Source organism: Salisediminibacterium halotolerans (assembly GCF_003814815.1).
Taxonomy (GTDB): domain Bacteria; phylum Bacillota; class Bacilli; order Bacillales; family Salisediminibacteriaceae; genus Salisediminibacterium; species Salisediminibacterium halotolerans.
The window spans coordinates 279,264-292,996 of the sequence record NZ_RKQQ01000003.1 but is presented as its reverse complement, the minus strand read 5'-3'; the positions used below and the strand labels follow the sequence as shown (position 1 = coordinate 292,996).

General features: G+C 47.2%; 16 protein-coding genes. All 16 read right to left on the bottom strand.

Features of this window, described 5'->3' with window-relative positions; translation table 11 throughout:
• Nucleotides 1-31 precede the first annotated feature (31 nt).
• Nucleotides 32-823: a phosphatidate cytidylyltransferase gene (locus EDD67_RS07260; protein WP_093071832.1), complete on the bottom strand. Its 792-nt coding sequence runs from the start codon at nt 821-823 to the stop codon at nt 32-34.
• 12 nt (nt 824-835) lie between these two features.
• Complete coding sequence (locus EDD67_RS07255; RefSeq protein WP_121439642.1) at nt 836-1,606, bottom strand: undecaprenyl pyrophosphate synthase; 771 nt, start codon at nt 1,604-1,606, stop codon at nt 836-838.
• 190 nt (nt 1,607-1,796) lie between these two features.
• Nucleotides 1,797-2,354 (bottom strand): ribosome recycling factor, encoded by a 558-nt coding sequence (gene frr, locus EDD67_RS07250; protein ID WP_093071830.1) that lies wholly within the window; start codon nt 2,352-2,354, stop codon nt 1,797-1,799.
• A complete protein-coding gene (gene pyrH, locus EDD67_RS07245; RefSeq protein ID WP_093071829.1) occupies nt 2,354-3,079 on the bottom strand; it encodes a UMP kinase in 726 nt (241 codons plus the stop codon). The genes frr and pyrH overlap by 1 nt, the downstream gene beginning before the upstream one ends.
• A gap of 94 nt (nt 3,080-3,173) precedes the next feature.
• A complete protein-coding gene (gene tsf / locus EDD67_RS07240) occupies nt 3,174-4,058 on the bottom strand; it encodes a translation elongation factor Ts (RefSeq protein ID WP_121439643.1) in 885 nt (294 codons plus the stop codon).
• 89 nt (nt 4,059-4,147) lie between these two features.
• Nucleotides 4,148-4,876 carry a 30S ribosomal protein S2 gene (rpsB, locus tag EDD67_RS07235; protein WP_093071827.1) on the bottom strand — a complete coding sequence of 243 codons (729 nt, stop codon included), beginning with the start codon at nt 4,874-4,876 and terminating at the stop codon, nt 4,148-4,150.
• A 165-nt stretch (nt 4,877-5,041) separates the two neighbouring features.
• Nucleotides 5,042-5,542 carry a DUF6115 domain-containing protein gene (locus tag EDD67_RS07230; RefSeq protein WP_121439644.1) on the bottom strand — a complete coding sequence of 167 codons (501 nt, stop codon included), beginning with the start codon at nt 5,540-5,542 and terminating at the stop codon, nt 5,042-5,044.
• Nucleotides 5,543-5,600: 58 nt separating this feature from the next.
• Nucleotides 5,601-6,986 carry a flagellar assembly protein A gene (locus EDD67_RS07225; RefSeq protein ID WP_121439645.1) on the bottom strand — a complete coding sequence of 462 codons (1,386 nt, stop codon included), beginning with the start codon at nt 6,984-6,986 and terminating at the stop codon, nt 5,601-5,603.
• A 46-nt stretch (nt 6,987-7,032) separates the two neighbouring features.
• A complete protein-coding gene (locus EDD67_RS07220; protein WP_121439646.1) occupies nt 7,033-7,803 on the bottom strand; it encodes a FliA/WhiG family RNA polymerase sigma factor in 771 nt (256 codons plus the stop codon).
• A gap of 26 nt (nt 7,804-7,829) precedes the next feature.
• Complete coding sequence (locus EDD67_RS07215) at nt 7,830-8,084, bottom strand: hypothetical protein (protein ID WP_121439647.1); 255 nt, start codon at nt 8,082-8,084, stop codon at nt 7,830-7,832.
• Nucleotides 8,084-8,572, bottom strand: coding sequence for a chemotaxis protein CheD (locus EDD67_RS07210; RefSeq protein ID WP_093071822.1), 489 nt, complete (start codon nt 8,570-8,572; stop codon nt 8,084-8,086). The genes EDD67_RS07215 and EDD67_RS07210 overlap by 1 nt, the downstream gene beginning before the upstream one ends.
• A complete protein-coding gene (locus EDD67_RS07205; RefSeq protein WP_121439648.1) occupies nt 8,565-9,206 on the bottom strand; it encodes a chemotaxis protein CheC in 642 nt (213 codons plus the stop codon). Before EDD67_RS07205 ends, EDD67_RS07210 begins: the two co-directional genes overlap by 8 nt.
• Nucleotides 9,206-9,682, bottom strand: a complete 477-nt coding sequence (locus EDD67_RS07200; protein ID WP_093071820.1) for a chemotaxis protein CheW — start codon at nt 9,680-9,682, stop codon at nt 9,206-9,208. Before EDD67_RS07200 ends, EDD67_RS07205 begins: the two co-directional genes overlap by 1 nt.
• Before the next feature lie 24 nt (nt 9,683-9,706).
• On the bottom strand, nt 9,707-11,767 hold the full coding sequence (locus tag EDD67_RS07195; protein ID WP_121439649.1) for a chemotaxis protein CheA: 2,061 nt from the start codon (nt 11,765-11,767) through the stop codon (nt 9,707-9,709).
• A gap of 14 nt (nt 11,768-11,781) precedes the next feature.
• Complete coding sequence (locus tag EDD67_RS07190; RefSeq protein ID WP_121439650.1) at nt 11,782-12,831, bottom strand: protein-glutamate methylesterase/protein-glutamine glutaminase; 1,050 nt, start codon at nt 12,829-12,831, stop codon at nt 11,782-11,784.
• Between the two features lie 4 nt (nt 12,832-12,835).
• Complete coding sequence (locus EDD67_RS07185; RefSeq protein WP_121439651.1) at nt 12,836-13,726, bottom strand: MinD/ParA family protein; 891 nt, start codon at nt 13,724-13,726, stop codon at nt 12,836-12,838.
• Nucleotides 13,727-13,733 lie beyond the last annotated feature (7 nt).

The following is a 13,733-nucleotide window of genomic DNA, read 5'->3' as shown; positions in this document are numbered from 1 at the left end:
GTTATCACCACAGTTAATTAGATTGTAAGTATTAAAAGAATCCGAGCAAAAAAACAACAGGCATGACAAAAATCAGGCTGTCAAACCGATCAAGAATGCCGCCGTGTCCGGGAAGAACATTGCCGGAGTCCTTGACCGCATAATGGCGCTTAAACGCCGATTCAATCAAATCGCCGACTTGTCCCGTCAATGAAACGACGATCATAAATGCGAGCGACAGTGCCCACGTATCAAAAAACGGGAAAAACAGCGTGTACAGGCTGCCGATCGCTAATGCAAGCATGACACCGCCGGCAGACCCCTCGACTGTTTTTTTCGGGCTGATCGAAGGCGCGAGTTTATGCTTGCCGAATTTTCTTCCTGCAAAATACGCCCCCGAATCTGTTGCCCAAACGAGAATTAGGATGAGAAAAATCAGCAGGAGACCGTCTTCCACAAACCGGGCAAACATAAAATAATGGAACCCGAACCCGACATACACTGACGTTAAAACGGTGAAACCGGCATCATCAAAGGAAAATTTATTTTTAGACAATACTGTTAATCCAAGCAGCAACACAATCAGCAATAAAAACAATTCAGTCCGGTGCAGCGGAATCCAATCCAGCAGAGCAAAATTATCCGGGACGAGCAAAATCCACATAAAAACGATGCCGATGAATCCTTTTGCTGAAAGGATCGGGATATGTTTCATTTTTAACAGTTCTGCCGTGCCGATCGTTGCAATGGCAAACATTAAGACGGCAAAAGGCCAGCCGCCGATGATTATTAAACTGAGAAAGCCGGCGCCGGCAATGACTCCGGTCAGTACGCGCTGTTTCATGATGACCTCCTTTTACACTCCGCCGTAACGGCGTTGGCGTTGCTGGTAGACTCGGACAGCTTCATTGAAATCTTTTTCATCAAAGTCCGGCCAGAGGACATCTGTGAACCAAAATTCCGCATAGGCAAGCTGCCATAACATAAAGTTGCTCAGCCTGATTTCTCCGCTCGTCCGAATAAGCAAGTCAGGATCGCGCAGCTCTGCGGTCATCAAATGCTTTGACAGCAAACCTTCATCGATTTCAGTGAAAGCGACTTCACCCGACTCTACCTTTTTGTAAATTGTTTTCACACTCTCGATAATTTCTGAACGGCTTCCGTAGTTTAAGGCGAAATTTAAAATCATTCCTGTATTTCCGGAAGTTTCTTCCGCTGCTTTTTTTACAGCACGCTGCGTGTATTCAGGCAGCGTTTCAATTTCTCCCGTCACACGCACGCGGACATTTTTTTCAATCAGTTCCGGCAATTCCGCGTTCAGAAATCTTTCCGGCAGGCGCATTAAAAATTCTACTTCCGTTTTTGGCCGCTTCCAATTTTCAGTGGAAAATGCGTATAGCGTCAATACTTCGACTCCGGTCCGATCCGCGAGCCTTACCATCCGGCGAATCGCATTCATCCCTTCTCTATGGCCGGCAACTCTCGGCAGACCGCGTTTTTTCGCCCAGCGTCCATTTCCGTCCATGATGACAGCGATATGTTTCGGAATATTTTCTTCTTCCGGTTCGATTTCGTTTAATTCGTCTTCTTCTGCAGGTTTTTCTTTCCCCATCAGTTTATTCAGCATGATGATATCCCCCGTGGTAACTAAATTACGATCGTTTTATAAGCAGACAAGCATATTGCAGATGACTCAAGTACAGAGCCTCCTATATTCTATCACGAACTGGCCTTTGGGATAAGAAGGATTTTCATTCTAGCCTTTTATCATAGAAAAAACCCCCTGCAGGCAGAGGGTCAAAGCAAGTGGAATTCTTTTATATTTCGCGGATATCTTCTTCTTTTGCTTTTGCGGTATCATCAATTTTTGCGATCATTTTGTCTGTCAATTTTTGCACATCATCCTGAGCGCGCCGCAAACCATCTTCAGTTAATTCATTGCTTTTTTCCATTTTCTTCAGTTCGTCATTCGCTTCACGGCGGACATTGCGAACCGCGACTTTCGCTTCTTCAGCGTAACGGCCGACATATTTCACAATTTCTTCGCGCCGCTCTTCTGTCAGGGCCGGGACGGAAATGCGGATCACATTGCCGTCATTCGACGGTGAAAGACCGAGATCAGCTTTTTGAATCGCCTTTTCAATTTCCGAAATCACCGATTTGTCGAACGGCTGGATTAAGAGCATACGCCCTTCGGGAACACTGATTGACGACAGCTGATTCAGCGGCGTCATCATGCCGTAATACTCTACCTGCACGCGGTCAAGAATCGACGGATTCGCTCTGCCGGTCCGCAATGTAGCCAGCTGCTGCTGAAATGATTCAATCGATTTGTTCATTCGTTCTTCTGCCTGCTTCAATACTTCTTTAGACATTATTGACTCCCCCTAATCGTTGTTCCGATTTCTTCACCGAGCACTGCGCGGCGAATGTTACCTTTTTCTGCAATTGAGAATACAATAAGCGGAATATTGTTATCCATACATAAGGACGAAGCGGTTGAATCCATCACAGCGAGCCCGTCTTTAAGCAAGTCAAGGTACGTCAGCGTGCTGAATTTTTTGGCTCCGGAATCGACCGTCGGATCGGCGCTGTACACCCCGTCCACATTGTTTTTCGCCATTAAAATAACATCAGCTTCAATTTCAGCTGCTCTTAACGCAGCCGTCGTATCCGTTGAAAAGTATGGATTGCCTGTTCCGGCAGCAAAAATGACGACGCGCTTTTTCTCGAGATGGCGAATAGCTTTGCGGCGTATGTAAGGTTCGGCGACTTGGCGCATTTCAATCGACGTTTGCACACGCGTTTGCACCCCTTCATGTTCGAGACCGTCTTGAAGAGCGAGCGCATTCATAACCGTCGCGAGCATGCCCATGTAATCAGCGGTCGCCCGGTCCATGCCTTTCGCACTCCCTGCCATCCCCCGCCAAATATTGCCTCCGCCGACAATAATGGCAATTTCGACATCCAGTTCTGCTACATCGTGAATCTGATCCGCGATCGATTGAATCATATTCGGGTCGATACCGTAGCCCTGTTCACCGGCAAGAGCTTCGCCGCTAAGCTTCAAAACGATCCGTTTAAATTTTGCTTCTTCCATAATACCCTCCATATTGAGCGCTCGTCCAGCCCGAGTTTCATTAAATCAAACGTATAGCTTGGAAAAAAGGGACACAGCTGTGCCCCTTTTTGGATTACTTTTTCACTTGAGACATAACTTCTTCTGCGAAGTTGTCTTCTTTCTTTTCCATACCTTCGCCAACTTCGTAACGGTAAAACGTTTTAACGTTGGCACCTTGAGCTTTCACATAATCGCCGACCTTTTGATCGCCGTCTTTTACAAACGCCTGTTCGTTTAAGCAAATTTCTTCGAAGTATTTGCCGAGTCGTCCTTCAACCATTTTTTCCACGATGTTTTCCGGCTTGCCTTCGTTAAGCGCTTCTTTTTTCAACGCTTCGCGCTCTTTTTCAACCTCTTCGGCAGAAACGTCTTCGCGGCTGACATACTGAGGATTAATCGCTGCAACATGCATTGCGATATCTTTCGCGACAGTCTCGTCTGTCGTGCCTTCCAAGACGGTTAACACGCCGATGCGTCCGCCCATGTGAATGTACGAACCGAACGCTTCATTTTCACCGAGTTCGATGACTTGAAAACGGCGCAAAGAAATCTTTTCACCGATTTTAGCGATTTGATCATTGATATACGCTTCAAGGTTTTCAGCATCGCCGTCAAACGCTTGCGTAAGCGCCTCTTCAACTGTTGCCGGCTCGTTTTTCAACAAATGCTTCGTCACGCCGTCCACCATGTTGACAAAGTTTTCATTTTTTGAAACGAAATCCGTTTCTGCGTTGATCTCAGCGATAACGGCTTTATTTCCGTCAACTACGACGTGAGCAAGACCTTCAGCAGCGACACGGTCCGCTTTTTTCTGTGCTTTGGCAATCCCTTTTTCACGCAGGAATTCAACCGCCTTTTCCATATCACCGTCTGTTTCTGTCAGTGCTTTTTTGCAATCCATCATGCCTGCGCCTGTTTGTTCACGCAAGTCTTTTACCATTTGAGCTGAAATTGCCATATTCTATTCCTCCTCGGGTTTATTAAAGTCACTTTTTCAAAAAAAGGGTGATAAAGGGTCCGGCCCTCTATCACCCTTTGTGTCAGCACTTATGCTTTCGATTCTTCGCTCGAAGCTTCTTGCACTTCGTTTTCTTCGCCTTGATTGGCTTCAATGATAGCGTCTGCCATTTTCGCCGTCAATAAACGCACAGCGCGGATCGCATCATCGTTACCAGGGATGACGTAGTCGATTTCGTCCGGGTCGCAATTCGTATCTACGATGCCGACAATCGGAATATCCAGTTTATGCGCTTCTGCAACAGCAATGCGCTCTTTGCGCGGATCGATAATAAACATCGCATCAGGTACGCGGTCCATATCTTTAATTCCGCCGAGAAACTTCTCGAGACGATCTTTTTCTTTATTCAGCAAGACAACTTCTTTTTTCGGCAACACATCGAACGTTCCGTCTTCCGCCATTGTTTCCAGGTCTTTAAGACGCTGAATACGCTTGCGGATCGTTTCGAAGTTCGTCAATGTTCCGCCGAGCCAGCGCTGGTTGATGTAGTACATCCCGCAGCGTTCGGCTTCTTCTTGGACAGAATCCTGCGCTTGCTTTTTCGTTCCGACAAACAGAACGTTTCCGCCGTCTGCTGCAAGGTTGCGGACAAATTTGAACGCTTCGTCAACTTTTTTGACCGTTTTTTGCAGGTCAATAATGTAAATACCGTTTCTTTCTGTGAAGATGTAGCGATCCATTTTAGGGTTCCAGCGGCGCGTTTGGTGTCCGAAATGTACCCCTGCTTCTAATAGTTGTTTCATGGAAATCACTGCCACTTCACTCACCTCCTCTTGGTTTTTAGTTCCTCCGCCTGTATCAGCTTTTTCTCGGACTTTTCGCAGAAAAGCACCCCGAAAAAAATCAACAGACGTGCGTAGTGTTGTAACACCGAGAGTTAATATATCATATTCATAAAGGTGAGACAAGCACTCTGACCGGAATTATTTATAAAATTTAAGCAATAAATGCACCTCGCCCGCGCCGATGCCAAGCTGGCGGGCAATATCGGCTTCGCTGAAACCTTGCTGATGCATCGACAGCACCCGTGATGTTTCCGACGATATAAAGGCCGCTTCTTGTGCTGCCGTTTCTTCCGGTAGCGGCGGGTTATAAGCGCTGTAATCAGCGTCTGCAGCTGTATCTTGTTTTGCAGCAGTTTCTGCAGCCCGCTTATCCTTTTGTTCATCAGCTTGAGCATGACGAAGATTTTCTGTCAGCGGGGCGGGCTTTGATGCCGCCGTATCCATATCGTTAATACGCCGGGCAAGTTTTTCATTGTTTTCTTTAATTTCCGTTGTATAAGATATCAGCATATCTTCCATTTCTTTTAATGTTCGCCCGGTATCCGGCGGTTGACTGCTCTCAATTTTTTGATACAGGATAATCATAACAAAAAAGCTGACTAAATGCAGAACGAGACTTACTATGACTAAATAAACCATCAAAACTCCTCACTTCTTAAACGGCGGATCAGTTGCTCCGACCTTTATTGTTCCAGATTTACACAGGTTCAAACGTAATCTCCGATTGACGCAAATAAAAAATGACCCCTTGATGTGTACTGGTGATCCGCCGGCGGTATTTGCCGAAATACAAATCAGTCATCGGAAAGACTTGCCGTCTTATCGCAATTTTTGCCTGCTCATTTAACTGAAGCGAGCGCTGTACAGCATCCAGCGCGCCGGCTGCTTCATTCAGCTGTTCATACGTATTTGAAAACGATCTTCTGATTCGTTTTTTCGTCGTCCGTTCCTTATCAGAGAGCGGCTGGTGTTTTTCTTTGTCGATAATTTTTTTCAACAGTTTGCCGTTTTTGTTCAGTTCATCGTTTGCTCTGGCTTTTTGCTGACGGAGGTGTTCTTCCCGCTCCAATAAGCGTTTGCTCACTCCGATGTAAATTTCTGTCGGGGTGTTCATCTGATTGCCGATCTCATTAACATCTACCCCTTTTACAGCAGCCAATTTTCCCCCGCATACGTTACCCTTTCGTTCGTTGCAAATAATCGCGCCGTGCGCTTCAATGTGACTGTGAAGAATTGACGTCGAAACAGTGATGTCACCGGCCGCAAATACATTCGCCTGATTGATAAACGACGTCCGCACCTCGCCTTCTGCCTCAATGGCGCCGTCTCCCTGGGCAACAATGCCTTGATGGATATAAATTGAACCGCCGGCAGTCAAGCGGGCAGCTTCGACGGAACCGTGAACACGAATGTCGCCTTGTGCTTTCACGGAAAACCCCGCGGGAACATTGCCGCGAATGTTTACATTGCCGATAAAATCAAGGTTCCCGGTCTTTAAATCGAGATCACCGTTTACCTCGTAGACAGGGTATACATGGACAAGCCTCGGTTCAACTGAAATTTGTCCGTCGATCGCCGACGTTATTTCATCCGCATCATCGTTTATACGGGTGTTTTTTCCCGGGCGCAGGGTTATGTCTTTACCGTTTTTGCCCGGCAGCACTTCGCCGTTTACCCCCGTTCCATCCGTTCCGGCAGTCGGATGTATTTTTTTTCCGACAACCTCGCCCGAACGGACAGTCGGTATATCGATCACTTCCCGGAGGTTTACCCGCGATTTCGTTTCAAGCTCTTCATTTCTGATATCGCTTGCGGCCTGTTCATCGAGAACCGTCCATAAAAAAGCGTCTTTCCCCGCTTTTGGCGCCTTTCCTTCCGCAATGACAACAGGCGGAAGAACATCTCCTGAAATGACGGCGGCGATCACATCGTGTTTTAAGCCGGCAGATACTCCGGATTGCTGCAAAAATGCGTTTAATTCTTCGTATGTAAGATTTTCAGGCGCCGGCGCCTTTTGTTTCAGTTTCGCCTGGAGGACATCTTGTGAAATTTCCAGTTCGAAAACTTCAAATAAATCAGACATGTCTCATGCTCCTTTTTGCCATAACCGACTTATCCGGCACCTGAGATCAGCCCGCCGAAGAAGTCAATTTTTGTTGAAGTTTAAATACGGATTTCGAGTGAATTTGCGAGATGCGAGACGTTGATAACTCCATTACCTCACCGATTTCTGTTAAAGTGAACTCCTCAAAATAAAACAGGGAGAGGACAAGCTGTTCTTTTTCATTTAACGTTCGAATCGCCTCAGCCAGTTCTTCATAATCAGCTTGTTTGCCGATCTGTTCATCCGGTGAGGGGGTTTTATGATCAACAATTGTTTGCGCGTACGTTTCTTTCGATTCACTTTCCTGTGTCGGTTCGTCGACTGACAGCAAATGGGCAAAGAAGCTTTCATTCAATGTCGCCGTCACATCGGTTACCGTCATGCCTAAGTCATGAGCGACTTCTTGCGGAGACACGTTGCGCCCGAGCCTTTGTTCCATCGCTTCCATCGTCTGTTCAATCTTTTTAGCTTTATCACGCATCGAACGGGGAAGCCAGTCTTCTTGCCGGAGTCCGTCAATAATCGCGCCGCGCACCCGGAAAGAGGCGTATGTATCGAATTTTAACTCGCGCGATGAGTCAAATTTTTCCAACGCGTCATAAAGGCCCATTAAACCGTGGCTGCGAAGATCCTCTATTTGCACGCTTTTGGGCAGATGAATGCTTATGCGGTGGACATGATAATCAACTAACGGCAAGTAAGCTTCGATCAGCCGGTCTCCGGCTGTTTTGTCTCGCTTTGCTGTCCATGCGTTCCAATCTTCTTTCAGCGTTTCCGTCAATTCAATCCGGGACATTGAACCCCTCCTAAATACCGTGAAAGCTAGCTTTTGTCATGATCTTCTTGATCGTTACGTGTTTCAGCGGATTTTTTCGCACGAACCGTTGTTGTAAGATCCATTGTAATCCAATCCCATACATAAGAAAACAGCAGACCGACTGGAGCGGCGAGGAAAAATGCAATGCCTGCACGGAAAAACGATGTCGCTGCTTCGTTTACGGCGAAAGAAGACAAGAGCACGATTAAAAATCCTGCGATTCCTGACGTTAAAAACCATTGCAAACGATTGACTTTCATTATACTTCCACCACCCCTTTATTGACTGTCCTGATATTTAACACGGAGGTTGCCGGGTTAAATTCTATCGTTCGGCCGCTGCCGCCGCCCGTATCTTCATGCACGAGTTCGACGCGAAACGATGCAAGCACGTCTTTGACAGCTTCGGCATTGCGCGGTCCGATCCGCATCGCTTCGTTTGAAGAGCTGAATTGAAACATTTGTGCGCCGCCGGCGATTTTTGCTTTCAGTCTCGAACGTAACGCTCCGTCAGCCTCAAGAAGTCCGATCAAATCAGCAACAGCCGTGTCGGCGTATTTGGCCCGGTTTATGACACCGCTGCGCGCATAAGTTGAATCCGGCAGCATAATATGCGCCATTGCCGATAACTTCAGCCGTTCATCATAGACGACAACCCCGATACACGAGCCTAAACCGGACGTTCGAATTGTCTGCGGCACTTTCGCTGTGTTCAAATCCGCCATCCCTACTTTTACAAGCTTATCCATTCTCATTGACCCCTAAGGAATGAAATACTGCTTCAAGCGAATCCGGGTCGGGAAGCAAGAAAAAATGACCTTTCGTCCTCAATGCATTATCACTGCCGGTTTCACTGATTTCCGTATCAATGACAATCGCGTAATCGCCGGCCTTGGAGATCTCAATCAGTCCAAACGACAAGACGGCCATCGCCATATCGACAGCGAGCGCCGGCGGGGTCGGCTTAAGATTAAGCGCGGTGAAATCGGACAATGACGACAAGTACGCCCCTGCTAAAATATTGCCGACTTCATTTAAAGCCGAGCGCCCCATCGCGTTAGGCTCATTTGACAAAAAATCAATCCCGCTGTCATTTAACAGCTGCCCGATCAGCCGCGAGCCTTCTGCAGCCGGCATCATAAAATACATGCTCCCGGGCGCATCGCCTTCAATGCGCAAAAAAACAGCTGTAACCGGTTCCTCATCGCCCCCGACAGCATCACAGATTTGATTGAACGGAACGACGCGTACAGACGGGACGTTCATATCGATCGTTTTTCCGAGCATTTCTGACAAGGCAGTTGCTGCATGGCCGGCGCCGATATTGCCGATTTCTTTCAACATGTCCAAATGACCGGCCGTCACGTGTTCATATTGAAACATTAAACCGTACCTTCAATTTCTTGGAGTTCCTGCAGTTCATTTGGGTTAAGAACTTTCTCTAAATTCAACAAAATTAACAGCCGTTTTTCCAGTTTTGCCACTCCGCGGATGTACTCGGCTTCGAGACCTCCAACTACTTCCGGCGGCGGTTCAACGGCATCCCTGGCAATATCGATGACATCATTCGCGCTGTCGACGACAAGCCCGACATCCATCTGATTAACGGTCACGATGATGACACGCGTCGATTCGCTGTGCGGGGCCTCTTCAATACCGAAGCGTTTCCGCAGATCGATAATCGGTGTGACAACACCGCGCAGATTAATCACTCCTTCCACAAAATCCGGCGTAGACGGAACCCGGGTGACATGCTCCAATCGTTCAATCGATCGGACTTGCTCAACTTCAACACCGTATTCTTCATCTTTCAATAAAAATACGATCACTTTCACGTCGGCTGCGATTCCTTCGTTCATAACAACTTCCTCCTCCAAGCAAAATCACGATTTTATTAACGCGTTGCAGTCAATAATTAAAGCTACACGGCCGTTGCCGAGAATCGTTGCGCCGGAAATAGCAAATACATCGGTTAAATAATTTCCCAACGATTTTAAAACTATTTCCTGCTGGCCGATAAAAGAATTCACAACGAGCGCGGCCATTTTTTCGCCTTTTCTGACAATGACAATCGAGCAGTAATCATCTTCTGCCAATTCTTTTGGAACTGCAAAAAATTCAGTCAAATCGATTAACGGGACAATGCTTCCGCGAAAATCAATCACTTTTTGATTATGCGCCGACATGATTTCATCTTTTTTAATAATTGCTGTCTCAATAATCGATGAAAGCGGGACGGCATAGATTTCTTTTTGCACTTCGACAAGCATGACTGAAATGATTGACAGCGTAAGCGGGAGCTGTATCGAAAACGTCGTTCCTTGCCCCGGAACAGAGTCGACCGATGCGTGTCCGCCGAGCGATTCAATTTTATTTTTCACAACGTCGAGCCCGACGCCGCGCCCGGAAATATCAGAGATTTCTTCAGCGGTGGAAAGCCCGCTGGAAAACAGGAGCTCATACACTTGTTTATCGGTCATGCTTCGGCTGTTTTCTTCTGTAACTGCACCGCTTTTTAGCGCTTTCGCCAAAACTTTTTCCCGGTCGATTCCGCCGCCGTCATCTGCTACTTCAATAAAAACATGATTTCCGCTGTGGTAAGCTTTCAAAGTGATAAGGCCTTCCTCAGGTTTGCCGGCATTTATCCGTTCGATAGGTGACTCCAGCCCGTGATCGATCGAATTGCGCAAAAGATGAACGAGCGGATCGCCAATTTCATCAATCACCGTGCGGTCGAGTTCTGTCTCGGCACCGATAATCTCAAGCTGAATTTTTTTATCGAGTTCTTTTGCTAAGCCGCGAACCATTCGGGGAAAACGATTAAAGACTTGTTCGACCGGCACCATGCGCATATTTAATATAATGCTCTGCAAATCCCCGGATATTCGGGACATGTGTTCGACTGTTTCCGTCAGTTCGGCGCTGTTTAAATCATTTGAGATCTGCTCCAGCCTCCCGCGGTCAATGACTAACTCTTCAAACAAATTCATTAAACTGTCTAAACGTTCGATATTGACCCGGATTGTTTTATTCCCGGACGGTGCCGCTTTTTCATCGCGCTCACCGGAACTTTCAAGCTGCGCTGTTTCCGGTTCAGCAACTGACGCGGCTGTTTCCGCTTCTGCAGCTTCTTCTGACAATGACGTGCCGTCTTCCGCGTCATGCGCAGCGACGATCGCGGCGACATCCAGCTTTTTGACGGCAACTTTCTCGACTTCCGACACTTTGCAAATACGGTTTTCAATTTCCTGCTCGGTTTCTTTTGTCAGCACCGTTACTTGAAAGCTAAACTCGAATTCTTCATTTTCAAGCTTCTCTACAGAAGGTGACGATTTAATAACCTCGGCAATTTGTTCGAGCACTTCAAATACCATGTAAACCCGGGCTGCTTTTAAAATGACATCGCTGTTTAAATCCACAGAAACGTGATAAGCGTCGTACCCTTGTTCCTGCGATTGAACCAACACGGTTCGTTCAAACTCATCAAATTCCGCGCCTTCAGTTTCGTCTTTATCTCCGTATTCAGCTTCCGCTGCCCCATCCGTCTGTTCCGGCTGGAGAGATTCCCCTTTTTCAATCCGTGCCAGCTGATTGACAACAGCGGCAACATCTTTTTCTCCTTCGCCGCCGTCAGCAATGTTTTGGACGATTTCTTCCATATGATCGACCGCTGCAAAAACAACGTCCATAACAGCGTCTGTGGCAGCAATGGCCTCATTGCGGATACCGTCTAAAACGTTTTCCATCTGATGCGTCAAATTAGCCAGATCTTCAAACCCCATGGTTGCAGCCATCCCTTTCAGCGTGTGCGCTGAACGGAACACTTCGTTGACAATCGTTAAGTCTTGAGGATTTTTCTCCAATTCGAGCAGATTGTCATTTACAGCTTGCAAGTGCTCATTGCTTTCATCGATAAACATATCTAAATACTGACTGTTTTCCACAACGTTCCCTCCTGTTAACTGTACTTCAGCAAAACCTCGGCGATGTCATGCAAATCAACAACTTCATCAACTAAGCCGGTTTCTCGAGCGGCTTTTGGCATGCCGTAAACGACCGACGTTTTTTCTGATTCCGCAATCGCCGCTGTCGTTTTGCAGTGTTTCAGTTCGATCAGCCCCTTTTTTCCGTCTGCACCCATTCCGGTCATGATAACGGCGATCACCCGCGATATTGAACTTGAAGCCAATGACAGCAGCATCGAATCAACAGACGGCCGGTGACCGTTCACAGGATCTGATTGATCTAATAGAACCCCGACTGAAGTCCCTAATTCCTTTACCTTTAAATGGTATCCTCCCGGGCACAGATAGGCAACCCCTTTTTTTAATCTCTCACCGTTTTCTGCTTCTTTAACGGTGATATTCGCACGGGCATTTAATCTTTCTGCCAGTGATTTCGTAAAACCTTCCGGCATATGCTGAACGATCAGGATCGGGCAGGGAAATTCTGCGGGCAAAGCTGTCAGCAAGTGATGAAGAGCTTTCGGCCCGCCTGTCGACGTGCCGATTGCAGCCACTGTCACGTCCGGTCCGTTTGGTATTGGGTATTTATTCTCATGATTGGGCTGTACAACAGAAGAAAAGATTTTTTGGTCCGTCAGTTTTGGCATCTCCACCGAGGCCGCAGCCAACACTTTCGCAATTAAATCCGCTTGCACCGTTTGCATCTTTAAAGACATTGCGCCGGACGGTTTCGCTATAAAATCAACAGCCCCGTAAGACATCGCTTCGAACGTTGTATTCGCCCCGTCTTTTGTAACACTTGAAACCATGATTACCGGAACCGGGTGATTTGCCATGATGTTTTTCAGCGCATCGATTCCCGACATCACCGGCATTTCAACATCCATCGTGACGACATCGGGTTTGAAGGAAACAACTTTTTCCAACGCTTGCTGACCGTTTCTTGCCTTAGCGATAACCTCTATCTGCTCATGACTGTCAAGCATGTCAGCGAGCATTTTTCGCATGAACGCTGAATCATCAACGACAAGCACTTTAATCATCTCTTCACCTCTTCGCTTCGTCCGATTTCATCAAACTTCTGAGTTTATGCAAAAACGATTGTTCCGCACGGCTGTTTTCAACCGTTTTTGGGGCGCAGTAATCGTTGACAGCGGCCGTTATTTGCTGTGACGGTTTTGATTTGGGCGCATGGAGCAGAAAGGGGGTTTGCGAGCGGACGGCTTTCGATACTGCTTTATCATCGGCAATAATCGCCAGTTCAGCGATCGTTTTCGACAGGAACTTCTCGGTAACATTTATCATATTGTCGGCCGTTTTGCGGCCGTCTTGTTTCGTTTGCGCCCGATTGACAATCAGCCGGACAGGAAGGTTTTCATCGTTTTGATCGATGTATTTCACCATCGCATACGCATCTGTGATTGCTGTCGGTTCCGGCGTTGTAACTAAAAACACTTCATGTGCGGCAAACAAAAAATAAGCGCTGTTTCCATTCACCCCTGCTCCCATATCAAGAAATATGTAATCGTAAGCTGATTCGATCACGTCGAGCTGAGCATAAAAATAATCGGCTTTATACCGGTCAAACTCGAATAAGTCATTTAAACCGCTCCCGCCTGCGATATAACTTAACCCTTTCGGACCGGGTTCGATGATTGACCAGATCGAGAGCTCCTCTTTCAGCATATCGACGATCGAACGATCGGCCGTTGCCCCCAGCAAAATGTCAATATTCGCCATTCCGATATCCAGGTCAATCATTAATACTTTTTTGCCGGCCTGCTGCAATCCTAACGCGAAGTTAACCGTAAAGTTCGATTTGCCGACGCCGCCTTTGCCGCTGACTACCGCCAGCACTCGGGCCCGATGACTGCGGTTTCCGCGCTTTTCTGTCATCCCGTTCACCCTGCCTCTTAAAGCCGCTGCTTGATCATTCACGCTCTCC